Source organism: Neoaquamicrobium sediminum (assembly GCF_013240295.1).
GTDB classification, from domain to species: domain Bacteria; phylum Pseudomonadota; class Alphaproteobacteria; order Rhizobiales; family Rhizobiaceae; genus Aerobium; species Aerobium sediminum.
In genome coordinates this window covers 1046542-1071504 of record NZ_JABETK010000001.1, presented here as the reverse complement: position 1 = coordinate 1071504, position 24963 = coordinate 1046542, and the positions used below count along the sequence as shown (strand labels likewise).

The following is a 24963-nucleotide window of genomic DNA, read 5'->3' as shown; positions in this document are numbered from 1 at the left end:
GCGGGGGGTCGAGCCGGTCACGCAGCGCGTCGCCCAGAAGATTGATGCCGAGAAGAGCCATGGAGATGGTGAGGCCGGGGAAGGTCACCAGCCAGACAGCCTGGTCGAGAAAGGCGCGGCTGCCGGCCAGCATGTTGCCCCAGGTCGGTGCCGGCGGCGCGACGCCCAGGCCGAGGAAGCTGAGCGCGCTTTCCGCCAGCAGCGCCCAGCCGCACATCGACGTCGCGAGCACGGTCAGCGGCGCAATGCAGTTGGGCAGGATATGGCGCCGCATCGTGTAGCCGAGGGAGTTGCCCATGACGTGGGAGGCTTCGACAAACTCCCGTTCGCGCAGGCTGAGCACTGTGCCGCGCACGACGCGCACCACGGAAGACATGTAGACGAGGCCCAGCGCCAGGATGATGCCGGTTTCGTTGGCGCCGAGCACGGCGAGCAGGCCAAGCGCGAAAAGCAGGCCCGGAAAGGCGAGCAGTACGTCGTTGAGCGACATGATGATGCGGTCGGACCAGCCGCGCAGAAAGCCGCTGACGATGCCAATCGCAGTGCCCGCCGAGATCGCGAGCGTCACCGTCAGCACCGAGATCTTCACGCTTGCGGCGGCGCCGGTCATCAACCGGCTGAGCTGGTCGCGGCCGAACTCGTCGGTGCCGAGCCAGTGGCTCCAGCTCGGCGGCGCGAGACGGGCGGTGAAGTTCATGGCGACCGGGTCGTAAGGCGTCCAGACTACGCCCATGACCGCCATGACGACGATGATGCCCGTGAGCGCGAGCCCGATGACGAGGTTTGGCGGATAGGTTCTCATTGCGCCGTCACCCGCGGGTCGAAGATCGGATAGAGCAGGTCGACGACGAGGTTCACCAGCACGTAGATGCCGGCGATGAACAGCAGGCAGCCCTGGATGACGGGGTAGTCGCGGGCAAAGATTGCGTCGACCAGCAGCCGGCCGAGGCCGGGGATCGTGAACACGGTCTCGATGATGGCGACGCCGGCCAGAAGATTGCCGAGGATGAGGCCGAGCAGCGTCCATGTCGGCCCGAAGGCGTTGCGGAAGGCGTGGCGCCACATCACGGTACTCTCGGGCAGACCCTTGGCGCGGGCGTGGGTGATGTAGTCGAGGCCGAGGACTTCCAGCGTGGAGGCGCGCGCCATGCGCAGGATCACGCCGACCTCATGCAGGAACAGCGTGAAGATCGGTAGGACGAGGTAGAGGGCAGCGCCGCGAACGCTTTCCGAGAAGCTGACATAGCCGACGATCGGCAGCCATCCGAGCTTCAGTCCGAACAGGAGCAGCATCAGCATGCCCATCCAGAAGGTGGGGATCGACATCAGCAGCGTCGCAGATGTGACGAGGGCGATGTCGCTTGTCTTGTTCTGCCGCCATGCCGCCAGCATGCCCATCGGCACGGCCACAAGCGTGGAAAGGATCACGGCAGGCACCACCACCTGCAGGCTGATAAGGAAGCGCGCTATGATGGTCTGCAGCACTGGCTGGCCGGTGGCGATGGATGTGCCCATGTCGCCCTGCAGCAGCAGGCCCGCCCAGATCACGAACTGCTCCGGCAGGCTGCGGTCGAGTCCGAGCCTTTCGCGAAGCGCTGCTAGCGCCGCCGCATCGCCGACATCGCCCAGCATCAGCGACGCCGGATCGCCGGGAATGATGCGCACCAGAATGAACACCGTGACGCCGACCATGATCAGCGTCGGGATCGCCATCGCTATGCGGCCTATGGCGAAGCGCAGCACCGTCAGTTCTCCGCCGATGCCGGGATGGCCGGCGCCCCGGCGTCCGCCGGCAGCAGCGCGTCGTCGTCCAGCGCGTATGTCCGGAACTCGCGGTTGAGCGCCGGAAGGGCTGCGATCTCCATGAACCCCTTGGACGAGTCGATCACGACCATGGCGACAGTGGTCGAAATGTTGCTCGCCTCGTTCTCGCGCGGCGGCCGGCAGACCGAAAACGGCGTGAGGAAGTCGTCGAACAGCGCGGCCTTCAGGTCGGCGCGGCCGAGTAGGGGGCCGCGCTCCTCCAGCAGGCGGCGCACGCGCCAGTCGCGGTAGAAGCTTTCCGGCACATAGGGAATGCCGGTGTCGCGCAGCTTGGAGAGCGCCACCGGGCTCACCCAGTGGTTTGCATGCACCAGCAGCCCGTCCTCGGGATAGAGCGGGAAGGATTCGTCCGGCGCGCACTCGAAGTCGATGCCGAAGCCGGCAGACGTCGAGATCATGATGTTGTTGGAGCAGGACTTCGGCGTCGTCGCCACGACCTTGATGGCGCGGGCGAAATGCTCGTTCTGCAGCACCTTGCGCCGGATCGCGCCGAGCGGCACGCCGCGCTGGGTGAAGTCGCGCTCGCACTCCAGATAGTTGGCGGTGATTGCCGTGCCGGCGGCGTTGAAGCCGCTGCGCGCAAGCCCGCCGGCCTCGACGAAGGTGACGAAGTCCGGCCCGTTCTCCTGCCGCACCCGCAGCACCACGCCGGTCTCGGCGCATTCCACCCGCCAGTCCCAGTTCTGGCCGTGGATCAGGTGTCCGGTGCTGCTGCGCTCCGGCATGATGAGGGCGCAGGTGCAGCCGTCATCGGGCTCGTCGGGCTCGGGCTTGTTCAACTCGGCCCGCGCCGAGGCGACGATCTCGGTACGCGCATTGATCATCACGATGTCTTCGAAGGCGACGTCCGAGCCTTCGGCTATACCGCGCATTTCCTCGATGTAGCTCTCGTCGAATTCGGCGATGCAGTCGGCATAGCTCTGGATCAGGGCTGCCTTGCGCTCTGCGGGAAGGCCAAGCTTATGGAGCGAGCCGCCGTACAGGTCGGCGCTGCGCCGGATGCGCGATGCCAGCAGCATGCCGTATTGCCGGCCGCGCTCGAAGGCGCCGCCCGAAACGGTGATGAAGGGAAAGGGTTCGACCGGCATTGGCACTCCACAGGCACGTCACAAAATGTTCTTTATCGATACAGAAAACATATGTCCATACGTTCTTGAGTGAAATTCGTTTTATGCCTATTTATTATGCGTTTGAACAAGCTGCGGCCACCTGTCATGATGATGCAAAGTCGCAATCGATTGCCCGAGATGGCATGACGACCAGAGGCCCGATGCAGGTTTCCCCGAACGATTTGCAGCAACCCGCCGCGCTCAGCAGCCTTCAGGCCGAGATCGCACGCAAGGTCCTGGCGCTGATTTCCGAAGGGCGTTGGGCGGCCAAGGAGAAGGTTTCCGATTCGGCGCTGGCTCGGGAGTTCGGCGTCTCGCGCACCCCAGTCCGCCAGGTGTTGCAGGCACTGACCGCGCAGGGGCTTCTCGAACAGAACGGCAGCAGGGGCTTCCAGCTCGTGCGGGCGCTTGCCTCGGGCGAGAGCATCCAGGGCATGGTGCCGCCCTCCGAAAGCCAGAGCCTCTATGACCGCCTGATGAGCGCCCGCGCGACCGGCGAGATCGCGGAGGAGGTCTCGGAAACGGAGCTGGTCGAGCAGTTCGGCGCGACGCGAGGGGCGGTGCGGCGTGCGCTCATGCGCATGTCCGACGAGGGCATCGCCAGCCGCCGGGCCGGCCATGGCTGGCGCTTCGCCGAATGCCTCGTCACCGACGAGGCCGTCGACGAGAGCTACCAGTTCCGTCTGATCGTCGAATGCGGCGCGCTGCTGGTGCCGAACTACCGGCCCGACGAGGCGCAGATCAAGACGCTCGAACGCGACCAGCGCGGTATCCTCGATCGCCCCATCCACGAGATCAGCCGCGTCGACTGGTTCAGCGCCAATGCGAGGTTCCACGAGACCATCGTATCGTGGTCGGGCAACCGGTTCCTGGTGCAGAGCCTGCAGCGCCAGAACAGCCTGCGGCGGATGACCGAGTTGAGCGACTTCTCCAAGCTGAGCAAGCGCCGGCTCGACGAGGCCTGCAAGGACCATCTCGGCATTCTGGAGGCGATCGCTTCCGGCGACTACAAATTCGCGGCCGCACTGCTCAATCGGCACATTTCGCGGGCGAGCCAGGACGTATCCGACGAAGGGCGGGAAACGTCGCTGCCTATGGACTGACTGCGACGGTCGGCACGGGGGCAGACGCCATCAGCCGGTCGCGGCGCAGCCAGCGGGCCAGAAGCAGCACGGCGACCACCGCAAGGCCGCTCGACAGCCCGATCCAGATGCCGACGCCGTCGAGCCCGCCGGGGAAGGCGAGCCACACGCCGAGCGTCAGCCCCACGCCCCAATAGCCGATCGCCGCATAGACCATCGGCACCGTCGTATCCTGCAAGCCGCGCAGCATGCCGCCGGCCACGGCCTGCGCCCCGTCGACGATCTGGAACATCGCGGCAAGCGCCAGGAAGGTGACCGCCAGTCCTATCACCGGTGCGTTGGCCGGATCCGACAGGTTGATAAAAGCGCGGATCAAAAGGTACGGCGCGAACAACATCAGCGCCGCCATGCAGGCCATGAACGCCACACCCATGACGAAGGCCGTCCAGCCGGCGCGCGTCACGCCGTCCCGGTCGCCGGCGCCATAGGCGCGGCCGACGCGCACGGTGGCGGCCTGCGACACGCCCATCGGCACCATGAACGAGATCGAGGCGATCTGGATGGCGATGGCGTGGGCGGCCAGCGACACGGCGTCGATCAAGCCCATGATAAGCGCTGCGGCGTTGAAGATGCTGACCTCGAAGGTGATGATGCCCGCGATTGGCAGGCCGAGCCGCAGCAACTGACGGAAACGCGGCCAGTCGGAACGCCAGAAGCGCCCGAAAAGCCGGTAGCGGCGGAAGCGCCGGTCGAGCGACACGGCCAGCGCCAGCCCGCCGAACATCAGCAGGCTCGACAGCGTAGTGGCGGCACCCGCGCCGACGATGCCGAGCGCCGGAAAGCCCAGATTGCCGAACATCAGCGCCCAGTTGCACAGCACGTTGAAGCCGACGGCGGCAAAGACGATCACCAGCGCCCAGCCGGGCCGTTCGAGCGCGGAAATAAAGGAGCGCAGCACGATGAAGCAGTAGAAGGGCAGGATCGCCCACTGCATCACGCGCACGTAACGGCCGGCTTCCGCCGCCAGCGCCGGGTCCTGCCCCATGGCGACGAGGATCGCCTCCGTGTGCCACAGGAGCACCCACACCGGCACGGCCACGCACAGCGCGACCCAGAAGCCCTGCCGGACGGTGCGGCGTACATCGCGCACGGAATGGCGCTTGCGACCGAGCTCGAAGGCGATCATCGGCGAGACGGCGAGGATCAGCCCAAGGCCGAACATCATCGGCGCGAAATAGAGGTTCGCGCCGAGCGTTCCGGCGGCAAGAGACTCCGGGCCCAGCCGGCCCATCATCATGACGTCGGTTGCCGTCATCGCGGTCTGGCCGAGATTGGTCAGGATCATCGGCCAGGCGAGCGCCAGCATGGCGCGGAACTCCGCGCGCCACGGCGTCTGCGCGGCAACGCGCCCTATGGTGGGGGTTTTTGACATTTCGGCTCAATAGCCGAGGCGGCGGACATTGCCAGAACCACGCCGCGCCATCGGTTGGCGCAGCGATGTTGCCCTTGTCGTGCCGTGGCTGTAGCGTTTTGACCACCGCGCAGGGGGATCGATTTGTGGGTGCGTTGACGGCATTGGGCTGGGGACTTTTCGGCGGGAGCGCGCTGCTGGTCGGAGCCGCGATCGGCTGGTTCGCGCGGCCGAGCCCGCGCATTGTCGCCGCCGTCATGGCCTTCGGCAGCGGCGTGCTTATCTCAGCTATCGCGTTCGACCTGATGGATGACGCTGCCGCCAAGGGCGGTATCGCCGCCTCGGCCACCGGCTTCATGGTCGGGGCGATGGCTTTCACGCTCGGCGCGCTCTACCTCGCCCGGCGCGATGCCGGCGGCCGCAAACGCTCCTCGGCGTCCGCCGCGGCACCCGCGACGGCGGCCATGGCGATCGCGCTCGGCTCGGTCTTCGACGGCATTCCCGAATCGATGGTGATCGGGCTGAGCCTGCTCGACGGAGAAGGCGTCTCGCTGCCGGTGGTGATCGCCATCTTCCTGTCCAACGTGCCGGAAGGCATGTCGAGTTCGGCGGGCATGAAAGCATCGGGCCTGTCGCGCCGCTTCGTGTTCGGCCTGTGGAGCGGCATCGCCATTCTGTGCGGCATCGGTGCCGTGGCGGGTTTCCATCTCTTCGCCGGCGCGCCGCCGCATTACGTGGCCATTGCGCAGGGCGTCGCCGCCGGCGCGATGCTGGCGATGATCGCCGACACGATGATCCCGGAAGCCTTCGATACGGCGCATGATTTCGCCGGGTTGATCACGGCGGCGGGTTTCGTCTGCGCCTTCATGCTTTCGCATGCCTTCGGCTGACGGCGAACCATTTGCGCGGGGTCGCGTTTGCGGCTAAGACGCCGCCGACCGAAATGCCCAGCAATCCCGAGGTTTCCTCCATGACGACGGACCAGCTTGCCACCGCGAAGAGCAGGCGCGCCTTCTTTCGGCAGCGCTGCCCTACATGCAACGCTACGAGAACAAGACCGTCGTGGTGAAATATGGCGGCCACGCCATGGGCGATGCCGAGCTCGGCCAGGCCTTCGCCCGCGACATTGCGCTGCTCAAGCAATCCGGGGTAAACCCTATCGTCGTGCATGGCGGTGGGCCGCAGATCGGCGCGATGCTGAACAAGATGGGCATCGAATCCAAGTTCGAGGGCGGCCTGCGCGTGACCGACCGCAAGACGGTCGAGATCGTCGAGATGGTGCTGGCCGGATCGATCAACAAGGAGATCGTTGCGCTCATCAACGCCGAGGGCGAATGGGCGATCGGCCTGTGCGGCAAGGACGGCAACATGGTGTTTGCCGAAAAGGCGCACAAGACCATCAAGGACCCCGACAGCAACATCGAGCGCGTGCTCGATCTCGGCTTCGTCGGGGAGCCGGTCGAGGTCGACCGCACGCTTCTGGACCTGCTCGCCCGCTCGGAGATGATCCCGGTGATCGCGCCGGTGGCGCCGGGCCGCGATGGCCACACCTACAACATCAACGCCGACACATTCGCCGGCGCCATCGCGGGTGCGCTGAGCGCCTCGCGTCTGCTGTTCCTGACCGACGTGCCGGGCGTGCTCGACAAGGACAAGAAGCTGATCGACGAGCTGACGGTGGGCGAGGCCCGCTCGCTGATCGCCGACGGCACGATCTCCGGGGGCATGATTCCCAAGGTCGAGACCTGCATCGAGGCGATCGAACGCGGCGTCGAAGGGGTGGTCATCCTCAACGGCAAGGCGCCGCACGCGGTGCTGCTCGAACTCTTCACGCACCACGGCGCCGGCACGCTGATCGTGCCGTAGGCCGCCTCAACGGTCAGATAGAGCCAGCCGGCGAGCGGATACACGCTCCGGATGAACACGTGCCGGATGTCGCCGAATTGGCCTCAAGCGATTCCCGCGCAGGCCGGGCATCAGAAATGATGCTTGGCCCGCGATAGCTCGGCCGCAAAAATGGGCCGCCGGAGGCGCTTTACCAGCCCCCTCTTTCAGTCGATTCCGCACCCGGTTTTCCGGCAGTTTCCTGCAATCGACCCATTTTGCAGACGACGGATCGCGAATTTCGATGAAGCTTCTGTCGATGACGGCCACACAGCGCCGTCTCAGGCAACGACTGAAGGAAACATCGCATGTACCACCGCCTCGCACCTCTGCTTCTCTTTCCGCTCGCTGGCTGCGTGAGCGCCAGCAGCGCCGACGTCACGCGCGAACTGGCAGTCGGCCAGACGGCCCACATCACCGCTTACAGGGGCGATGGCTGCAATGCTCCCGCACCGAGCTTCGAGGCGGTGATGCGGCGGATTCCCAAGTCGGACCTGGTCAGATATTCCGATGGCGGGCTTTCCAGTCGTGTCAGCAACCAATGCAAGAAACGCGTCCCCACGCGCGCGGTCAACGGCACGGGCATCAAGGCCGGTTCCGAGGTGAAGCGCTACCAGTCGGGCACTGTCGCCATCGTTGTCAAATAAGCGAACGCATTTCCATTTGGCCGACGCGGCTGGGCGCAGACTTGCCTGGTGCGTCGCGCGACCCGGCTCGTGACCCCGATGGTTGGCCCCAGCGGGATCGCGGGCCGGTTTTCGTTCCGGCGCCAGTCTGGTGTCGGTATGCTTCGTAAAAATTGCGCTTGACCTGGAGTTCACTCCAGCAAGTAGATGCATGTGTGCAGACAGAGGAGATGCACGCATGCAGCGACAACCTTTCCTCGAAAATACCCCCGGCAGACCACGGGCAGGGCGCGCTGGCCCCTCGCTTCTGGTGGATGCGCACGACGCGGTTCTGACCCGCTTTCGTGCCCGGCCCGAGCCATGAAGATCGGCGACGTCGCAAGGCGCACCGGGCTCAGCATCGATACGCTGCGCTATTACGAGAAGCTCGGCCTGATCGATCCGCCGTGGCGGCAGGCGGGGCGGCGCGCCTATGACGAGAACATCATCGCGTGGCTGAGTTTCATCAAGATGCTCAAGGCCACAGGCATGCCGCTTGCCGATGTCGAGACCTATGCAAGGCTCCGCCGCGACGGCGACCGAAGCTCGGCTGAGCGGCGCGTGATGCTGGAACAGCAGCGCGAGGCCGTGCTGCAGAAGATCGCCGAGCTGACCGAATGTGTGGAACTGCTCGACTACAAGATCAAGAACTACGCCGAAATCGAAGCGCGCTACCGCGCCGAGGACGGCCGGAAGGACCAACACGATGAACACTGAACAGACGATTGAGCGCCCGGCGCTCGACAAGGGGCGCGATATTGCGAGGAAACTGAACCCCGAACTGGAAGCGCTCCTTGCAGGCCGCTATGACACGGCACTGCCGGGGTTTGCGGAAACGCTGATCGAATCCGCCTATGGCCGGCTCTACGCGCGCGACGGGCTGGACCTGAAGACGCGCCAGCTCGCCACGGTCGCCGCGCTGACGGTGCTCGGCGGGCAAACCGCGCCGCAGCTCAAGGTTAACATCGAGCACACGCTCGCCGCCGGCGCGGACCGGCAGGAGGTGCTCGAGATCATCCTGCAGATGGCAGCTTATGGCGGCTGGCCCGCCGCGATCAACGGCATCAACGCGGCGCTGGCGCTGTTTGCCGAACTGGACGGTTCCGATACGGCCTCAGCCTGGGACAGCCAGTAGTAATCAGCCCAGAAGCACGAGGATCAGGATCCCGGCGACGATCAGGAGGCAACCGGCGGTCTCCAGCCGGTTGATCTTCTCCTTGAAGAAGAACACCGAGGCGGTGAAGGTGAAGAGCATTTCGATCTGGGCCAGCGCCTTCACCACCGCTGCCTGTTGTAAAGTCATCGCCATGAACCAGCCGAACGAGGCGGTCGCGCCGACGAAGCCGGTAAACAGCGAGACCTTCCACGCCTTGCCGATGCGGCCGATCTCGGCGCGGTCCTTCCACAGCATCCAGCCGCCCATGACTAGCGTCTGGAGCGTGATCGTCCAGGCGAGGGTGACGGCTGCCTGCATCATGAAGTTCGGGCCGCCCAGCGCCAGCGATGCCGCGCGATAGGCGACAGCAGCGATGCCGAACAGCGTGCCGGAGGCAAGCCCGATCAGCGCGTTCCTCGCAAAGATCGAGGCGACGAGATTGCGCCAGCTCATATGCATGTGCGCGACCGATATCAGCATGACGCCGAAGACGCTGACGGCGATTGCAAGCAGCGTTCCACCCGTGACCCGCTCGCCGAAGAAGAGCAACGCGAACAGCGCCGTCTGTGCCGGCTCGGTGCGCGAATAGGCCGTGCCCACCGCGAAGTTGCGGTAGGAGAAAAGGTGGATGAGCAGGAAAGTCGCTCCGATCTGCCCGAAGGCGCCTACCGCCACCCAGAACAGGAACGTGCCGTTGGGAGACGGGATCTGGTAGCCGGCAAGTCGGCTGAGCACGAGCAGGAAGAGAAGCGCGAAAGGCAGGCCGAAACCGAAGCGCACGAAGGTCGCGCCGGTGGTGCCCATCACCGCTTTCAAATGCTTCTGCGCCGCAGAACGCAGGTTCTGCAGGAACGCGGCAGCGACGGTGATGGGTATCCAGAGTTCCATGGGAGACGGCGCGTGAGGGACGAACGCTGTCTAGACCCGTGCGCTCACGCTTGCAATGGAGCTGCGAAAGACGACACCCGTTCCTTACCCATCTTGCTTGTGGGGGCTGTGCCCGGCCTCATGCGGCTTTCCCTGGTCAGGCCGCTTTTGCGACGGTCTCGAAAACGACCCGGTTGCGACCGCGGCGCTTGGCTTCGTAGAGCCGCCGGTCTGCTTCGCGCATCATTTCCGACCATGTCAGCTGCGGACGCAGCCTGGATGCGCCGATGCTGACGGAAAGGGGCAGATATTTTCCTTCGCCGGGCGAGAAACGGATCGCCTCGACAGCAAGACGGATGCGTTCGGCCACCTCGATGGCTTCGTTCACATTGGCGCCGACAAGGAACGCGCCAAATTCCTCGCCGCCGATGCGGCCGACGAGATCGTCCTCGCGCAGGGCGGTGCGGATCGCCTCGGTGATCAGCTTCAGCGCCACGTCACCCTGCTGGTGGCCATGGGTGTCGTTGATGTATTTGAAATTGTCCGCGTCGATGATGAGCAGCGCGCCGCTGTCGGTACGGCGCCGCAGGCTCTTCAATGCCGCGAAGAACGCTTCGCGGTTGAGCAGGCCGGTCATGTCGTCGTGACGGGCCTTTTCCGACAGCCGCGCATGCGCCTCGGCGAGCTGCATGTGAGCATCGGCAAGCTCGTCATGGGCGCGGGTCAGTTCGAGCAAGGCGTCGGAGAGCTTTTTCTTCTGCCACAAAGTGTGGCCGCTCGCGGGAAAGGCGATGACCAGCGGGCAAAGCAGCGCCATCAACAGCGCGTTGCCTTCCACGACCCCGCCGATGAGCGGCACGAGTGCGACCACAATCAGGAGCGACGCTGCTGCCGAGACCACGGCAAACAACGCTGCCTTTGCCAAAACCTGCTTCATGACGATCCTTCCGTTGGCGGACCTCATGGCAGGGGAAAGTGAATCGGTCGTTTCGAGCGCATCTCCAATTCGACATACTCGCCGAATTATCGTGGCGCTTCATTCGGCCTATGGAATCGTCTAGTCAGGTGCCATGACAAATCTTCCCGATCCCGCGCGCTTCGCCCATGTCACCGACTGGGTGTTCGACCTCGACAACACGCTCTATCCGCATCACTCGAACCTGTTTTCGCAGATCGACGTGAAGATGACGGCGTATGTGTCGGAGTTGCTGCAACTGCCGCGCGACGAGGCGCGCGTGTTGCAGAAGGACCTGTATCGGGAATATGGAACCACGCTGAACGGGCTGATGGCCCGCCATGGCATCGATCCGGACGACTTCCTCAACAAGGTGCACGACATCGACTATTCCTGGGTCGATCCAAACCCGGCACTCGGCGATGCCATCCGCACCCTGCCGGGCCGTAAGTTCATCTTCACCAACGGCGACCGGGGTCACGCCGAGCGCACGGCGCGGCAACTCGGCATCCTCGACCATTTCAACGACATCTTCGACATCGTGGCGGCCGACCTGACGCCCAAGCCGGCGCGCGAGACCTACGACAAATTCGTGGGCCTGCATCGCGTCGACACCGCCCATGCGGTCATGTTCGAGGACCTTGCCCGCAATCTTGCCGTGCCCAAGGCGCTCGGCATGACGACGGTTCTGATCGTGCCGAACAATTTCGAGCTGACCTTCTCCGAGATATGGGAGCGCGACGCCGATAACGAGGATGACGTCGACTACGTCACCGACGACCTCGCCGGCTTCCTGACGCGCATCAATGCGGCGCTTGCCCATTGAGGCGCTTTACCTCCCTTGAGGCACGGATCGATGCAGCCGCGCATGTGGTGCTCGACCGACTGCCGGCGCATGGCCTCTATGGCGCTGCGGTCGAGTTCGTGGTTTTCGGGCTCAAGCAGGGCTGGGCGTGCCTGTTCGGCGGCGCGATGCTGGTGCTTATCATCGGCACGCGCCTGCTGTGGCCCGATGCGAGCATCATAAGCCGCTACGACTTCCTGTTTCTCGCCGCGCTCGGGATCCAGCTCGCCATGCTGGGCCTCAAGTTGGAGACGCTTTCCGAGGCGAGGGTGATCCTCATCTTCCACGTCGTCGGAACGGCGATGGAAATCTTCAAGACCGGCGCGGGCTCCTGGGTCTATCCGGAGGAGAGCTTCTTCCGCATCGCCGGCGTTCCGCTGTTTTCGGGATTCCTGTATGCGGCCGTCGGCTCTTATCTGGCGCGCGTCAGCCGTATCTTCGACATGCGCTACACGAACTATCCGCCCTTCTGGACGACAGTGGCGCTAGCTGTTGCGATCTACGTCAACTTCTTCGCGCATCATTTCGTCGTCGATTTCCGCATTGTGCTCTTTGCGGCGACGGCACTGCTGTTCCTGCGCACGACGGTGCACTACCGCGTTTTCCGGTTCCGCCACCGGATGCCGCTGCTCGTCGGCTTCCTGCTGGTGTCGCTGTTCATCTGGTTCGCTGAAAATATCGGCACATGGTCGCGCGCCTGGCTCTATCCGGGCCAGGAGGACGGCTGGACACCGGTGTCGATCCACAAGCTAGGCGCCTGGTATCTGTTGATGATCATCTCGTTCGTGTTGGTGACGCTGGTGCACCGGCCGCGGTCGCTCGACGACGAAAAAGATGAGATTGCAATGGATCGGGAGCCCGTCGCGGAGACGCCTTCAAAGGTGGAAGCCGTGGGGCTGAGTTCCCGGGAGACATAGCCCGACCGGGAAAGACGGGTGGTATCGGAGGGGACCCACCCGCCGTGTCCGGCGGATGGGTGGTTTTGATGCGTCCGGCCGATCAGTCGGCAGCGGCGCGGGCGGTTTCGAGCCAGCCGGAGACGAGCTCCTCATTGGCTTCGATCCACTCACTGGCGTGACGCTCGATGTCCTCGGCGTCGCCTTCGCCGTTATTCATCTTCGCGTTCTGGGCAAAGATGTCCTCGATCGGGATCGAGGCGGCCTCAAGCAGCGCCTGCACGGCCGGGTTTTCTTCCAGGAAGGCAGAGTTGACTACCGGACGGATGTCGTTGGCCGGGAAGCCGAGCTTGCATGGATCGTTGATGCAGCCATTGACGCCGTCGAGCGTCGCGGCCTCCTCGAGGTCCTTCTGTGCTTCCGGCAGGTTCACCTCGGGAACCTCGATCCACATCACGTCCTCGCCGGGCTTCAGCGTGTCGACGGTCCAGTTCGGCGTCCAGGTGTAGAAGAGAATCGGGTCGCCTTCGCCGTAGGCTGCCACGGCATCCGCCATCGAGGCGGAGTAGCTGGCCTTGATCGGGTTGACGTGGTCGCGCAGCTCGTAGGCATCGAGATGATGCTCGATGGTGATCTCGCATCCCCAGCCGGGCGGGCAGGCAACCAGATCGGCCTTGCCGTCGCCATCGCGGTCGAAGGCTTCCTTGACCTCATCGCGCTTGAAGTCCTCGAGCGACTTGATGTCGAACTTCTCGATGGAGGCCTTGTCGACGAGATAGCCCTCGAGCGCGCCGCCCTGGGCGACATTGCCGACGAGTTCGGCGCCCTGCGAATAGGTGTCCTCATAGGTGTTGTGGAGCGGGAACCAGCCATTGACCCACAGATCGAGGTCGCCCTGCGAAACCGCCTGGTAGAAAGGCGGGTTGTCGAGCGTGGTTGGTCCTTCGACCGTGTAGCCCAGCCGCTCCAGGAGCTGCTTGTAGACGGCGGCGGGGAACCAGCCGGTGTCCCATGTGGCCTGGGCCATGCGCACGGTCACACCGGCACCGGGCCCTTCCTGTGCCTGTGCGGTCGCCATCGGTGCGGTAAGCATCGTGCCGGCCGCAAGGGCCACGGCGAAGAGCCGCGATAGGTTGTGGTTGTTCATGTCAGTCTCCTTGCTTTCTTCTTTCGCCCCACGCGGATGGCGGGGCATGGGACCGCGCGAGACGCGGTCGGGGCAGGTCAGCCTGCCCGCTGCGACTCGCCGGCGGCGGCGTCGCGCCGCGGCGAGAAAAGGGATCGCATCGTCTCCATCAGGGAGACCGTGCGCACGGAGCGTTTTTCGCCGAGCGCCTGGCTGATGCGGTCGAGGATGATGGCGAGCAGCACGATGCCGACGCCGCCGGCCGTGGCATTGCCGACGTCCAGCCGGCCGAGGCCGGTGAACACGGTCAGGCCGAGCCCGCCCGCGCCGATGAGCGCGGCGATGACGACCATCGACAGCGCCAGCATCAGCGTCTGGTTGAGGCCGGCCATGATGGTGCGCAGCGCCAGCGGAAACTGCACCTCCACCAGCGACTGCCACGGCGTCGCGCCGAACGCGACGGCGGCTTCCGTGAGGTCGTGGCGCACGTTCCGGATGCCGAGATTGGTCAGCCTGATGATCGGCGGAACCGCGAAGATGATCGTCGCGATGATGCCCGGCACCACGCCGACGCCGAACAGCATGACGATCGGCACCAGATACACGAAGGACGGGATCGTCTGCATGATGTCGAGGATCGGCCGCAGCACGGCCTGGAAGATGTCGCTGCGCGCGGCGAGCACGCCCAGCGGGATGCCGATCACGACGCAGAAGAACACTGCCGTCACGACCATGGCCAGCGTCGTCATCGTCTCCGGCCAGAGGCCGATGAGGTCGATGAAGACGAGCGCGACCAGCGTGAATATGGCGACGCCGCGGCCCGCCGTGCGCCAGGCGATCAGCGCGAGCGCGGCGGTAAACACCAGCATCGGCGTGGCGTTTAGGAAGGTGGACAGGCCGTTCAGCACCTGGCTCACCGGCCACTGCATGGACCGGAAGAAGGGCCGGAAGTTGGGCACCAGCCAGTCTCGAACGAACAGGTTGATCCAGTCGGCGAAAGGGATTGCGAGAAAGTCGAAATCGGATGGGCTGATCATGTCAGGCGCCTCCCGCTGAAAGCTGCGCGAAGACCGCCTTCGGCTCGACAATGCCGGAGAGCCGTCCGTCACCATTGGTGAGCGCGATCGGAAGGCCGGTCTGCGCCAGTTCGTAGAGATCGAACAGCCGTGTGTCGGGCTCGGCCGCAGGGAAGTCGTCGTTCAGGACATCGCGAAGCGTGCTGCCTTTGCGACCCAGCGCGGCGTTGGCTTCGCGATAGGTTACGATGCCGGCCGGCTTGCCGTCGTCGACGAGGTGGATCGCGTCCCTGTCCAGCCGCTCCATGGCGGCGAGCGCCGATTTCAGGTCGGCTGCAGCGAGCTCAAGCGCTTCGCCGGGTTCCGCCACGCTGCCGGCGGTGAAGACCAGCGACCGGTCGATGTCCTTGGTGAAGGCGGCAACGTAATCGTCGGCCGGGCTGCCGACGATCTCTTCGGCGCTGCCGGTCTGCACGATGGCGCCGTTGCGCATGATCGCGATGGTGCTGCCGAGCGTCAGCGCTTCGTTCAGGTCGTGGGTGATGAAGACGATCGTCTTCTTGAGCGAGCGCTGGAGCTCGATGAGCTCCTGCTGCATGTCGCTGCGGATGAGCGGGTCGAGCGCGCTGAACGGCTCGTCCATCAGAAGGATTTCGGGCTCCGAGGCGAGACCGCGGGCAAGGCCGACGCGCTGCTGCATGCCGCCGGAAAGCTCGTCCGGGTAGCTGTCGGCACGTGCGCCGAGGCCCACCTGATCGAGGGCCGCCTGCGCCCTCTCGCGCCGCTCGGCGGCGGGCATGCCCTTGATCTTGAGGCCAAAGGCGACGTTGTCGGCGACCGTCTTATGCGGGAAGAGGGCGAAGTGCTGGAAGACCATCGCCACCTTCTCGCGCCGCACCCACCGAAGCTGCTCGTCCGAGCAAGTGGCGACATCGACGCCGTCAATCAGAATTTCTCCGGCGCTTGGCTTGATGAGCCCGTTGATCATGCGCACCAAAGTGGATTTGCCGGACCCGGAAAGTCCCATGACGACGAAAATCTCGCCTTCGGCCACCTCGAAACTTGCGTCGTTCACGCCGACGGTCTGTCCCGTTGCCTCGAATATTTCGTCTTTGTCTTTTCCTGCTTCGAGGAGATTCAATGCGTCTTCGGCGCTTCCACCGAATATCTTATATAAATTCTTGCCTGATATTTTGGTTTTCATGAATCCATTGTGTGATGTCCAAAAATAAATACAGCCATGACCAAAAATAACATTCAATATTGCACGGGATCATGAAGGTTGTGCACCTTCAGCAATATCAAATGATTATTGAATGGCTGGCTATATGATGCCCTCATGGCATCGAAGTTGCTGCCTATATACGGCCATAATATTTAACGGGCAACCCCGATGAGCCGGATTGGACCGGAACAATCAAGAACGGAAGGTTGCACGCAACATTGCTGCGCGAAGCCGATGAAACCCCGCGCGCAATGGCGCTTGATGCTGGCTGTATCCGCAAAAGGAGAGCGGCGGCTGCGCGGTCGGCTCAGCCGAGCAGCGCGCCCGGGTTCATCATACCGTCGGGATCGAGCGCCTGCTTGATCTGGCGCATGACGGCAAGCTTCACCGGATCGCCCAGCCGCTGCAGCTCCGATGTGAGCTTGCGGCCGATGCCATGTTCGGCGCTGATGGTACCGCCGAAGCGCATGGCGATGTCGTGCACAGCCATTTCGACTTCGAGCGCCTTGGCCTCGCCGTCCGGCAGCGCCCGCCAGTAGTCGTGCGGGAACATGAGGATGTAGTGCACATTGCCGTCGCCCAGGTGGGAGACGACGAGCACCCGCGCCTGCGGAAACAGCCTCGCCGACATTTCGTCGGCAGCCGCGATGAAGCCGGGCACGGCCGAATTGCGCACGGCAGTGTCGTGCACGATGCCGACACCCTCGATCTTGTGCGCCTCGGTTACGGAGTGGCGGATGTGCCAGATGTCCTGTGCCTGGGCCTCGTTCTGCGCGACGATCGCATCGTCTGCGAGGCCGGCGTCCAGCGCCGCCGCCATCACCTCTTCCAGCGCGGCTACGAGGTCTGCATCGGGATCGGTGTGGGCGAGCTCGATCATCACCGACCATTCCGGCGTGGCCTCGAACGGCAGCCGCGTGCGCGGAATATGCCGCAGCACGCAATCGACCTCGGCGCGGTTCAGCATCTCGAAGGCTTCGACCGCGTCGCCGCAGCGATCCTGCAGGCGCGAAAGAAGCTCGACCGCGGCCTCGGGTCCGGTGACAGAAATCCAGCCATGGGCGAACGACCGGTTAGGTTGGCGCAGGCGCAGCGCGGCTCCCGTGACGAGGCCGAGCGTGCCCTCAGCGCCGATCAGCAGGTGCTTGAGGTCGTAGCCGGTGTTGTTCTTTCGCAGCGCGTCGAGATCGCGATAGACGCTGCCGTCGGGCAGCACCGCCTCAATGCCGCAGACGAGATCGCGCATCGGGCCGTAGCGGAGCACGCCAGTGCCACCGGCATTGGTCGAAATCAGCCCGCCGATCTGGGCGGTGCCCTCGCTGCCCAGATGGAGCGGGAACTGCCGGCCTTCGCCGGCTGCAAGCTCGTGCACGCGCGCAAGCGTCATGCCGGCATCCACCGTCACGACGTTGGCGGCACGGTCCATGGCGCGCAGGTTCGCCATCCGGCTCATGCCGACGACGATTGCCGGGCGTCCGGGAGCAGGCGTAGGCACGGCGGCATAGCAAAGGCCAGTATTGCCACCGAGCGGGAAGATCGCGGCGTTGTGTTCGCGCGCGACCGCCACCACGGCGGCCGCCTCGTCGGTATTTGCCGGAAGCGCAACCGCGTCGGCCGTGCCGGTCATGCGGCCACGGAAATCCGTGACGAACGGCGTCATGTCGCCCCGATCGGCGATCAGGCCCCGTTCGCCGAGAACCGCACCCAGCCGCTCGATCAGCGTGCTCACGCAGCGTCTGCCTTCGTCATGCCGGCAAAGGCGGCCTTGAGCGCCTCGCGCGTCTCAGGCGTCGGATCGGTCAGCGGCAGGCGCACGCCGCCGGCGCGCATTCCAGCAAGGCCCATGTAATATTTGAGCGGGCCGGGGTTGGTCTCCAGGAAGATCGTTTTGACGACCGGGTCGAGGCGCTGCTGGTGGGCGATCGCGGCGTCGAGCTTGCCATCGCGGGCGAGCTTGAAGACCTCGATCCAGTGGCGCGGATAAACGGTCGCCGAAGCGAGCACGCCGCCACATGCACCGAGCGCCACATGCGTGGCGAACAGCGGCTCCTCGCCGCTGAGCACGGCAAGCTTGTCGCCGGCGAGCTTCATGGTCTCGATGAATTCCGGCATATCGTAGGACGAGCACTTCATGCCGATGATCGAACCGTCGTCGGCAAGGGCCGCGATGGTCTCGGCCTTGAGCGCCACGCCTGTGCGGCGTGGGATCTCGTAGGCGAGCACCGGTGCGTCGACCGCGTCGCGATAGTTGCGGAAATAGGTGCGCATGCCTTCCTGCGTGCCTGCGGCGTAGTATGGCGTGACCGTCATCACGCCGTTGGCGCCCGCGGCGATGAAGTCGCGGCCCGCGTCTACCGCATCGGCGAAGCCGGTGGCAAGCACGCCCGGCAGCACCGGCGCGCCGGCGGCGGCCTCCACGCAGGCCCGTACGATGTCGGCACGCTCGCCACGCGAAAGAGCGGGGTACTCGCCGGTGCCGCCGATCGGCACGATGCCCGTCGCCCCCGCATCGATCTGGAAGCGGACGAGAGCGCGCAGCGCGTCGAAGTCCACGGAACCGTCATCCGTGAACGGTGTGACGATTGCGGTGAAGAGACCCGACAGGTCGTCTTTTGTCAGAGCCATCCAGAAAGTCCTTTCAGAAATATCACATGAAACCGAACAACCGGGGCAGCGTCAGCGAAACCGCCGGCACGTAGGTGACGACAAGCAGCACCGCCAGGTTGGAGAGGAGGAAGGGCACGCTCTGGCGCACGATCGCGCCGAGTGGCACCCCAGATATGGTCGAGCCGAGATAGAGCGCCAGTCCGTAAGGAGGCGTCATCAGCCCGATCATGACGTTGAGCACCATGATGACCCCGAAATGCACGGGGTCAACGCCCATGGATGCGAGCAGCGGCGTGAACAGGGGCGCAAACAGCAGGAGCTGCACGGAATCGCCGATCCACAACCCGTTGATGAGGAAGAACAGGTTGAGAAGCAGCAGCAGCATCCACGGCTCGAGCTGCATGTCCTGCACGAGCGCCTGCAATTCGCTGGGCACGCGCTCATTGGCTAGAACCCAACTTATGATGGTTGCGAAGCCGACGATCAGATAGACGGAGGCGGAGGTGCGCGCGGCGCGGTCGATGATGTCCCAGAAGGCCTTGAGCGACAGGTTGCGATAGGCGAGCACGCCCACCAGCAGCGCATAGGCAACAGCGATGGCGGCTGCCTCGGTCGCCGTGAAGATGCCGGAGATGATGCCGCCCAGAATAATCAGCGGCATGAAGATCGCCCAGAACGCGCTCATGAAGATGTGGAAGGCAACTCCCAGCGTCAGGTTCTCGATCGGGTTGCGCGGGAAGCCCTTCTTGCGCGCCAGGTAGTAGATGACGGCCATCTGCGCGACGCCCAGCATCAGCCCCGGCACGGCGCCGGCGAGGAAAAGCGCTGCGACGGACGTGTTGGTCAGGGCCGAGAAGATGATCAGCGGGATCGACGGCGGGATGATCGGCCCCTGGATCGCCGAGCTGACGGTGAGCGCGGCCGCGAAATCCTTCCGGTAGCCGTCCTTTTCCATCATCTTGACCTCGACCGGGCCAAGCGCGGAGATGTCAGCCAGTGCCGATCCCGACACGCCGGAAAACATCATCGATCCGACGACGTTGACATAGGCAAGGCCGCCGCGAAGCCTTCCGACCATGAGCCTCGACAGGTTCACCAGCCGGTCGGTCATGCCGATGGCGGTCATGATCTCGCCGGCGATGATGAAGAGCGGGATCGAGAGCCAGATGAACACATCCATGCCCGTGAAGAACTTGTGGGCATAGATGTCGAGCATGCCGGACATGCCCGGCTTGATGAAGAAATAGGCCATGCCGGCAAAGCCGATGGCGAAAATGACCGGGCTGCCCATGATCATGAGAACGAGCAGCAGGCCGATGACGACGAGAAGCGTGTAATCCATCGGGGTGCCTCAGATCTCGGCTTTGAGGATGGAGGGCTGGTCGTTTTCAGGCGTGCCGCGGACGAGGTCGCGCAATGCCAGAACCAGCATGTGAAAGAGCATCAGGGCCGCGCCGACCGGCACGGAGAGATAGATCCAGTAGAAGCTGAGCTGCAATGTCGCCGACATGCGGCGCTGGCCGAAATCGGCGTTTTCGTAGCCTTTCCAGACGAGCACGGCGAGAAGCGCGCACAGCATCAGCCGGAAGATCGCGTTGCGGATCGAGAGCAGCCGGCGCGGCCAGTAGCCGTCGAAGAAGTCGACGCGCACGAGCTGCTCGTCCTTCACCAGCAGGCTGCCGGCCAGCATCACCACCCAGATCATGAGGTAGCGCGCCGCTTCCTCGGGCCATGGAAGTGAGAAGCCGAAGCCGTAGCGCAGCACGACCTGCAAGAACAGGATCGCGGCCACGAGGACGAGCATGACGCGGGCAACGAAGGAGGAGATGAAGCCCAGCACGTCTGCGAGCTTTTCGAGGGTTCTGAGCAACGCCGCCTCCATGGTTGAAGCCGGGACAGCACTGGCTGTCCGGCGTAAATGAACGAGCCCGCGCCTGAGGCGCGGGCTCCATGATGACTAGTCCTGCGCGCCGGCGATAGCCTGCTGCAGCTCGCTGATGAGCTCCGCGCCGACCTGCTCTGTTAGGATTTCGGCGATCGGCTGCTGGGTCTTCTCGACGAAGGCCTGGAACTCTTCCGCCGTGGGCTGGTAGATTTCCACGCCTGCCTTCTCGATGACCTTCAGATCCTGCGATTCCTTGGCCGCGATGATGCCGAGCATGGCGAACGTCGCCTGGCGGCCGGCATAATCGAACGCCGCGCGGTCTTCCTCGCTGAGGCCCTGGTAGAACTCCTCATTGATGGTGATGAGCGGCATGTTGATGAGGTGGTGATCCAGCGTGTAATACTTCTGCACTTCCTGCAGGTTCGCCAGAAGCATCGTGTAGGGCGCGTTTTCCTGCCCGTCGACGACGCCCGTCTGCAGCGCGCTGTAAAGCTCGGCCCAGGCGATCGGGGTCGGCGACGCGCCGAGCGCCTCGACCATCTTGATATGGATCGGAACCTGCTGGGTGCGGATCTTGAGGCCGACCATGTCCTCGGGCGTACGGATCGGCCGCACAGAGTTCGAGAAGTTGCGGAACGCGGAGGGCAGGTAGTTGAGGATGCGCACGCCGCTCTGCTCGGCGACCGTGTCGGAGAGCTTCTTGCCGAACGGGCCTTCGAGAACCTCGCGCGCCACTTCCGTGGTGGAGAAGGTGTAGGGCATCTCCAGCACCTGCGCGGCCGGCGCGTAGGCTGCGACGTGGCCGGCATTCAGGCCGCCGACGATCTGCAGCGATCCGCGCGCATTCTGCTCGAGCAGCGATTCCAGATCGCCGAGCTGGCCGTTCGGGAAAACCTGGATCTCGTAGCGCCCGCCAGTGTGCGACTTGACGATCGAGCTGAACACCTCGGTGTAGGCCCAATAAGGATTCGCCAGAAGGTCGCCTTCGCCGTCGACATGGCCGAAACGAACGACCGTCTGCGCGTCGGCGGCGCCGATCATCATGGTTCCAAGGCTCATTGTCGCCGCAGCGCAAACAACGCTCAGTTTTCGTATGATGGATTTCATTTCCTCAACTCCGCTGTCGGTGGTGAATGTCACAGTGACCCCGACGCGGCGGGCGCAGGCCCGACGACGCTCAAGTTCACCCTAAATGTAAATGCTTTTGGCAGTTTCCCTGGGGGCTTGTAGGCTGCCCCTCTTAGCTGTCTACCATACGAAACGACATTTTCATGTCAAGCTGGATCGGCAAAAAAATGTCGTATAGTGGATAAGCGTACTATCCGCACTTTCCCAACAGGAAGGGACATCGTATAAGCGACTGCGTCGCCTGGCCGTTCCGCCGGGTAGCCAGACAGCAGGAAGGCTGGAGCCAGCAATGAACGTCCGACCCGCCGAAGTCATTGAGCCCGATATCGAAACGGCCGTGCCCGGCCTGGACATCGGAGCGAGGCTCGCCCAGCTTCGCCAGCAGCAGGGCTGGACGCTGCAGCAGGCCAGCAAGCGGACCGGCGTCTCCGCATCGGCGCTGTCGAAGATCGAGCGCAACGAACTGTCGCCGACGATCTCGACGCTCCAGCGCGTTGCCCATGGCTACGAGCTCGACGTGGTTGCGCTGCTCAACGACCGGGAGGCTTCGCGCAGTCTGCCGGGCCGCCGCAGCGTGACGCGGGCGGACGAGGGACGTCCCTACCAGTCGAACAGTTGCGCCAACACGGTGCTCTGCGCCGACCTGCTCGACAAGCGCATGACGCCGATCCGCACGCGGGTGACGGCGCGGTCGCCGGATGAATACCGCTCGTGGCCGGTGAGCGATGCCGAGATTTTCGTGACCGTGATCAAGGGGACAATGGTCGTGCACAGCCAGATCTACGAACCCCTGATCCTCAACGCGGGCGATAGCCTCTATTACGACGCCGGATCGCCGCACATCTGGACCTCGCAGGGGCCGGAGGATGCGGAAGTGATCTGGGTGATCTCCTCCTAGAGACGCTCCATGCTGTTGAATGCAGCCGACTACCGCGAAAAAGCGCGGCGCAGACTGCCGCGCGGCCTGTTCGAATATATCGACCGGGGCACCGAGGACGAACAGGCCCTGACGCGCCTGCGCGACTCGCTGGATGCGGTGACGCTGCGGCCTTCGGTGCTGTCGGGGCATGCAAGTCGCGATGCCGGCACGACGCTTTTCGGCAAAGGATTGCCGACGCCTCTGGTCGTGGCGCCGACCGCGTTGGCGGGCCTCGTCGCACACGACGGCGAACTGAAGCTGGCGCGTGCCGCGGCAGCGCTCGGCATCCCATTTTGCGTCTCGACCCAATCCGTGACGACCATAGAGGACATCCGCAGCGCAGCACCCGATGCGGCTTTGTGGTTCCAGCTCTATGTCTGGCGTGACCGTGCGCTGACCGCCGACCTTCTGAAGCGGGTGAGGGCGAGCGATTGCGAATGCCTCGTGGTGACGGCCGACACGCAGATGTCGCCCAACCGCGAATACAACCAGCGTAACGGCTTCGGCATTCCCTTCAAGCCGACCGTGCGAAACGTCGCCGACATGGCGGTTCACCCCGGCTGGCTGCTGGGCGTCATGCTGCGCTACGTGCTTGCCGGAGGCGTACCGACCTACGGTCATTATCCGCCAGAGTTCCGGCGCGCCATCACCCGCGCCAGCGTTGCGGGCGCCGTGCGGCTGAGGACGGATCTTTCCTGGGATGACGTGAAGCGGCTGCGCGACGAGTGGCCGGGCAAGCTGATCGTCAAGGGCGTGCTGTCGGTCGAGGATGCCGAACTGGCCGCCGGGGTCGGCGCTGATGGCATCGTCGTTTCCGCGCATGGCGGGCGCAATCTCGATTGCCTGCCATCTCCCGCAAGCTGCCTGCCGGCGATCGCGGAAGCGGTGGGCGACAGCATGGCCGTACTGGCCGACAGCGGTGTGCGGCGCGGCACCGACGCACTGAAATATCTTGCCATGGGCGCGCAGGGCGTGATGCTGGGCCGGTTGCCGCTGTGGGGGCTCGCGGCCGGCGGCGAGGAGGGCGCGCGCGCCATCCTGTCGATGATGCTGCGCGAGATGGACACCGCCATGGGCTTTCTCGGCGTGTCTGACATCGCCGCGCTGCGAAGCCCCGCGCGCTGGAGCGTCGAAGCGGTGAACTGAGCCCGCAACGCTGCTTTCCCTCGGCGTCGCGCCTGCTGCCTTGCCAGCCTTTCCTTGCGTTTCCCCCGATCCCGTATCTCGCCTGCAAGCGGGCCGGTGCGACGGACGCTGCGGACAGAACCTTTTTCGTCGCCGAATCTTCTTCTTGACTCGGATGCGGATTCTCTCTCCTATTATCTAACCGTTTGGTTAGTTAGGGGAACGAGAATGGGCAATAAGGCATACGCATTCATCGCCGCGACAGCGGCCTTTCTGGTCGCCGGTCCCGCCGTTGCGCAGGACTGGAAGCCCAGCGAACCGGTCACGATCATCGTGCCGTGGTCCGCGGGCGGATCGACCGATACCGTCACCCGCGTCGTCGCCGGCGAGCTTTCCGAAGTGCTCGGCCAGAACGTCGTGATCCTCAACCAGCCCGGCGCGTCCGGCTCGACGGGCACCCGCTCCGTGTGGGAGGCTCCGCATGACGGCATGACCATGGCCGCCGGCGCGGTGGCCGACCTCGGCGCCTATCCGGTGCTGGGCACGCTCGACGCGAAGCTCGAGGACTGGCGCCTCTACCTGCACGTCGCCAATCCCGGCCTCATCTCCGTTCGCACCGACAGCGAATGGGAAGATTTCGGCGACCTTCTCGAAGCGCTGAAGACGTCCGGGGAAGCCATTACCGTTTCGTCCGGCGGACTTTCTTCCGCGACCGCCATCAGCATGCAGACGCTGGAGAAGGCGGCCGACATCAACTATCGCCAGATCGTCTATGAGGGCGGCAACCCGGCCGTCATCTCGACCGTATCGGGGGAGACTCAGTTTACCGCGGCGACCGCCACCGAGCAGGTCGACATGATCCGTGCCGGCCGGCTGCGCCCGCTGGCCGTGGTGGCCGACAAGCCCCTCGAGCTCGAAGGCTTCGGCACGGTGCCACCGGTGACCGAATGGCTGCCGGAGGTTGCCAGCGCGCCGAACTATTTCGGCGTCTTCATCCCCGCCGACGCGCCGCAGGAGGTGCTCGACACGATGGACAAGATCTGGGCTGAGAAGATCGCGGGCTCGGAGGTCATGAAGGCGCACGCAGCCGAGCGCGGCGCGCTGTTCAACGCCACCTATGGCGAGGAAGCGGTCAAGGCCGCGATGCCGTATCTTTCGATCAATGCCTGGCAGCAGTTCGAAAGCGGCGCGGCGCCGAACGACCCGTCGGAGTTTGGCATCCCGAAGCCGGAATAAGCA

At 64.5% G+C, this 24963-nt stretch carries 24 protein-coding genes and 1 pseudogene; 11 read left to right on the top strand and 14 right to left on the bottom strand.

Annotated features, from left to right (window positions below; genetic code table 11):
- Positions 1-4: 4 nt before the first annotated feature.
- The 3 genes and pseudogenes from HK436_RS05045 to HK436_RS05035 form a co-directional block, all read right to left on the bottom strand.
- Positions 5-742 (bottom strand): annotated as a pseudogene (locus HK436_RS05045) (ABC transporter permease); the annotation flags it as partial.
- Between the two features lie 56 nt (positions 743-798).
- Entirely contained in the window at positions 799-1743 is a 945-nt protein-coding gene (locus HK436_RS05040; RefSeq protein WP_173187829.1) for an ABC transporter permease, read from the bottom strand.
- A gap of 2 nt (positions 1744-1745) precedes the next feature.
- Positions 1746-2912 (bottom strand): C45 family autoproteolytic acyltransferase/hydrolase, encoded by a 1167-nt coding sequence (locus HK436_RS05035; protein ID WP_244648540.1) that lies wholly within the window; start codon positions 2910-2912, stop codon positions 1746-1748.
- Positions 2913-3076: 164 nt separating this feature from the next.
- Here HK436_RS05035 and HK436_RS05030 point away from each other — a divergent pair, with 164 nt between their 5' ends.
- Entirely contained in the window at positions 3077-4036 is a 960-nt protein-coding gene (locus HK436_RS05030; protein ID WP_244648538.1) for a GntR family transcriptional regulator, read from the top strand.
- Here HK436_RS05030 and HK436_RS05025 read toward each other — a convergent pair.
- The gene (locus HK436_RS05025; RefSeq protein ID WP_376769126.1) at positions 4026-5447 is read right to left on the bottom strand and encodes an MATE family efflux transporter; all 1422 of its coding nucleotides are present in this window, start codon (positions 5445-5447) and stop codon (positions 4026-4028) included. The genes HK436_RS05030 and HK436_RS05025 overlap by 11 nt on opposite strands.
- Before the next feature lie 125 nt (positions 5448-5572).
- Between HK436_RS05025 and HK436_RS05020 the strand changes: the two genes are divergently transcribed.
- The 5 genes from HK436_RS05020 to HK436_RS05000 all read left to right on the top strand — a co-directional run bounded on the left by HK436_RS05020 (position 5573) and on the right by HK436_RS05000 (position 9110).
- Positions 5573-6316 (top strand): ZIP family metal transporter, encoded by a 744-nt coding sequence (locus HK436_RS05020; protein WP_173187827.1) that lies wholly within the window; start codon positions 5573-5575, stop codon positions 6314-6316.
- A 136-nt stretch (positions 6317-6452) separates the two neighbouring features.
- Positions 6453-7292, top strand: a complete 840-nt coding sequence (gene argB, locus HK436_RS05015) for an acetylglutamate kinase (protein ID WP_173189940.1) — start codon at positions 6453-6455, stop codon at positions 7290-7292.
- Positions 7293-7618: 326 nt separating this feature from the next.
- Positions 7619-7957 (top strand): hypothetical protein, encoded by a 339-nt coding sequence (locus tag HK436_RS05010; RefSeq protein ID WP_173187826.1) that lies wholly within the window; start codon positions 7619-7621, stop codon positions 7955-7957.
- A gap of 339 nt (positions 7958-8296) precedes the next feature.
- Positions 8297-8692, top strand: coding sequence for a MerR family transcriptional regulator (locus HK436_RS05005; protein ID WP_173187824.1), 396 nt, complete (start codon positions 8297-8299; stop codon positions 8690-8692).
- The gene (locus HK436_RS05000) at positions 8682-9110 is read left to right on the top strand and encodes a carboxymuconolactone decarboxylase family protein (RefSeq protein ID WP_173187822.1); all 429 of its coding nucleotides are present in this window, start codon (positions 8682-8684) and stop codon (positions 9108-9110) included. The genes HK436_RS05005 and HK436_RS05000 overlap by 11 nt, the downstream gene beginning before the upstream one ends.
- Before the next feature lie 3 nt (positions 9111-9113).
- Here HK436_RS05000 and HK436_RS04995 read toward each other — a convergent pair whose 3' ends face one another.
- Together HK436_RS04995 and HK436_RS04990 are read right to left on the bottom strand one after the other, a co-directional pair.
- Positions 9114-10019 (bottom strand): DMT family transporter, encoded by a 906-nt coding sequence (locus HK436_RS04995; protein ID WP_173187820.1) that lies wholly within the window; start codon positions 10017-10019, stop codon positions 9114-9116.
- Between the two features lie 136 nt (positions 10020-10155).
- Positions 10156-10935: a GGDEF domain-containing protein gene (locus HK436_RS04990; RefSeq protein WP_173187818.1), complete on the bottom strand. Its 780-nt coding sequence runs from the start codon at positions 10933-10935 to the stop codon at positions 10156-10158.
- A gap of 133 nt (positions 10936-11068) precedes the next feature.
- Between HK436_RS04990 and HK436_RS04985 the strand changes: the two genes are divergently transcribed.
- Together HK436_RS04985 and HK436_RS04980 are read left to right on the top strand one after the other, a co-directional pair.
- Entirely contained in the window at positions 11069-11779 is a 711-nt protein-coding gene (locus tag HK436_RS04985; RefSeq protein WP_173187816.1) for a pyrimidine 5'-nucleotidase, read from the top strand.
- Positions 11776-12714, top strand: coding sequence for a DUF817 domain-containing protein (locus tag HK436_RS04980; RefSeq protein ID WP_173187814.1), 939 nt, complete (start codon positions 11776-11778; stop codon positions 12712-12714). The genes HK436_RS04985 and HK436_RS04980 overlap by 4 nt, the downstream gene beginning before the upstream one ends.
- Positions 12715-12796: 82 nt before the next feature.
- Here the strand turns inward: HK436_RS04980 and proX are convergent, their stop codons facing one another.
- The 8 genes from proX to HK436_RS04940 all read right to left on the bottom strand — a co-directional run bounded on the left by proX (position 12797) and on the right by HK436_RS04940 (position 21611).
- Positions 12797-13840, bottom strand: a complete 1044-nt coding sequence (proX, locus tag HK436_RS04975) for a glycine betaine/L-proline ABC transporter substrate-binding protein ProX (RefSeq protein WP_173187812.1) — start codon at positions 13838-13840, stop codon at positions 12797-12799.
- Between the two features lie 77 nt (positions 13841-13917).
- The gene (locus HK436_RS04970; protein WP_173187810.1) at positions 13918-14856 is read right to left on the bottom strand and encodes an ABC transporter permease; all 939 of its coding nucleotides are present in this window, start codon (positions 14854-14856) and stop codon (positions 13918-13920) included.
- Between the two features lies 1 nt (position 14857).
- Positions 14858-16039, bottom strand: coding sequence for a quaternary amine ABC transporter ATP-binding protein (locus HK436_RS04965; RefSeq protein WP_173187808.1), 1182 nt, complete (start codon positions 16037-16039; stop codon positions 14858-14860).
- A gap of 328 nt (positions 16040-16367) precedes the next feature.
- Positions 16368-17789, bottom strand: coding sequence for an FAD-binding oxidoreductase (locus HK436_RS04960; protein WP_312860496.1), 1422 nt, complete (start codon positions 17787-17789; stop codon positions 16368-16370).
- The gene (gene dapA / locus HK436_RS04955) at positions 17786-18685 is read right to left on the bottom strand and encodes a 4-hydroxy-tetrahydrodipicolinate synthase (protein ID WP_173187806.1); all 900 of its coding nucleotides are present in this window, start codon (positions 18683-18685) and stop codon (positions 17786-17788) included. The genes HK436_RS04960 and dapA overlap by 4 nt, the downstream gene beginning before the upstream one ends.
- Positions 18686-18707: 22 nt before the next feature.
- On the bottom strand, positions 18708-20009 hold the full coding sequence (locus HK436_RS04950; RefSeq protein ID WP_173187804.1) for a TRAP transporter large permease: 1302 nt from the start codon (positions 20007-20009) through the stop codon (positions 18708-18710).
- A gap of 9 nt (positions 20010-20018) precedes the next feature.
- Positions 20019-20537, bottom strand: a complete 519-nt coding sequence (locus HK436_RS04945) for a TRAP transporter small permease (protein ID WP_173187802.1) — start codon at positions 20535-20537, stop codon at positions 20019-20021.
- A gap of 87 nt (positions 20538-20624) precedes the next feature.
- A complete protein-coding gene (locus tag HK436_RS04940) occupies positions 20625-21611 on the bottom strand; it encodes a TRAP transporter substrate-binding protein (protein ID WP_173187800.1) in 987 nt (328 codons plus the stop codon).
- A gap of 358 nt (positions 21612-21969) precedes the next feature.
- Between HK436_RS04940 and relB the strand changes: the two genes are divergently transcribed.
- The 3 genes from relB (at position 21970) to HK436_RS04925 (ending at position 24960) form a co-directional block, all read left to right on the top strand.
- Complete coding sequence (gene relB / locus HK436_RS04935) at positions 21970-22578, top strand: type II toxin-antitoxin system RelB family anti-toxin (protein ID WP_173187798.1); 609 nt, start codon at positions 21970-21972, stop codon at positions 22576-22578.
- Positions 22579-22587: 9 nt separating this feature from the next.
- Entirely contained in the window at positions 22588-23745 is a 1158-nt protein-coding gene (locus HK436_RS04930; protein ID WP_173187796.1) for an alpha-hydroxy acid oxidase, read from the top strand.
- A gap of 207 nt (positions 23746-23952) precedes the next feature.
- The gene (locus HK436_RS04925) at positions 23953-24960 is read left to right on the top strand and encodes a Bug family tripartite tricarboxylate transporter substrate binding protein (protein ID WP_173187794.1); all 1008 of its coding nucleotides are present in this window, start codon (positions 23953-23955) and stop codon (positions 24958-24960) included.
- Positions 24961-24963: the final 3 nt, after the last annotated feature.

What these genes read in the sequence shown, in the direction of transcription:
- HK436_RS04995 (WP_173187820.1), bottom strand. Translation starts at nt 10,019, where the DNA reads ATGGAACTCTGGATACCCATCACCGTCGCTGCCGCGTTCCTGCAGAAC.
- HK436_RS04970 (WP_173187810.1), bottom strand. Translation starts at nt 14,856, where the DNA reads ATGATCAGCCCATCCGATTTCGACTTTCTCGCAATCCCTTTCGCCGAC.
- HK436_RS04930 (WP_173187796.1), top strand. Translation starts at nt 22,588, where the DNA reads ATGCTGTTGAATGCAGCCGACTACCGCGAAAAAGCGCGGCGCAGACTG.
- proX (WP_173187812.1), bottom strand. Translation starts at nt 13,840, where the DNA reads ATGAACAACCACAACCTATCGCGGCTCTTCGCCGTGGCCCTTGCGGCC.
- HK436_RS05000 (WP_173187822.1), top strand. Translation starts at nt 8,682, where the DNA reads ATGAACACTGAACAGACGATTGAGCGCCCGGCGCTCGACAAGGGGCGC.
- HK436_RS05005 (WP_173187824.1), top strand. Translation starts at nt 8,297, where the DNA reads ATGAAGATCGGCGACGTCGCAAGGCGCACCGGGCTCAGCATCGATACG.
- HK436_RS04985 (WP_173187816.1), top strand. Translation starts at nt 11,069, where the DNA reads ATGACAAATCTTCCCGATCCCGCGCGCTTCGCCCATGTCACCGACTGG.
- HK436_RS04925 (WP_173187794.1), top strand. Translation starts at nt 23,953, where the DNA reads ATGGGCAATAAGGCATACGCATTCATCGCCGCGACAGCGGCCTTTCTG.
- HK436_RS04940 (WP_173187800.1), bottom strand. Translation starts at nt 21,611, where the DNA reads ATGAGCCTTGGAACCATGATGATCGGCGCCGCCGACGCGCAGACGGTC.
- dapA (WP_173187806.1), bottom strand. Translation starts at nt 18,685, where the DNA reads ATGGCTCTGACAAAAGACGACCTGTCGGGTCTCTTCACCGCAATCGTC.
- HK436_RS05030 (WP_244648538.1), top strand. Translation starts at nt 3,077, where the DNA reads ATGACGACCAGAGGCCCGATGCAGGTTTCCCCGAACGATTTGCAGCAA.
- HK436_RS04990 (WP_173187818.1), bottom strand. Translation starts at nt 10,935, where the DNA reads ATGAAGCAGGTTTTGGCAAAGGCAGCGTTGTTTGCCGTGGTCTCGGCA.
- HK436_RS04950 (WP_173187804.1), bottom strand. Translation starts at nt 20,009, where the DNA reads ATGGATTACACGCTTCTCGTCGTCATCGGCCTGCTGCTCGTTCTCATG.
- HK436_RS05010 (WP_173187826.1), top strand. Translation starts at nt 7,619, where the DNA reads ATGTACCACCGCCTCGCACCTCTGCTTCTCTTTCCGCTCGCTGGCTGC.
- HK436_RS05025 (WP_376769126.1), bottom strand. Translation starts at nt 5,447, where the DNA reads ATGTCAAAAACCCCCACCATAGGGCGCGTTGCCGCGCAGACGCCGTGG.
- relB (WP_173187798.1), top strand. Translation starts at nt 21,970, where the DNA reads ATGAACGTCCGACCCGCCGAAGTCATTGAGCCCGATATCGAAACGGCC.
- HK436_RS04965 (WP_173187808.1), bottom strand. Translation starts at nt 16,039, where the DNA reads ATGAAAACCAAAATATCAGGCAAGAATTTATATAAGATATTCGGTGGA.
- HK436_RS05035 (WP_244648540.1), bottom strand. Translation starts at nt 2,912, where the DNA reads ATGCCGGTCGAACCCTTTCCCTTCATCACCGTTTCGGGCGGCGCCTTC.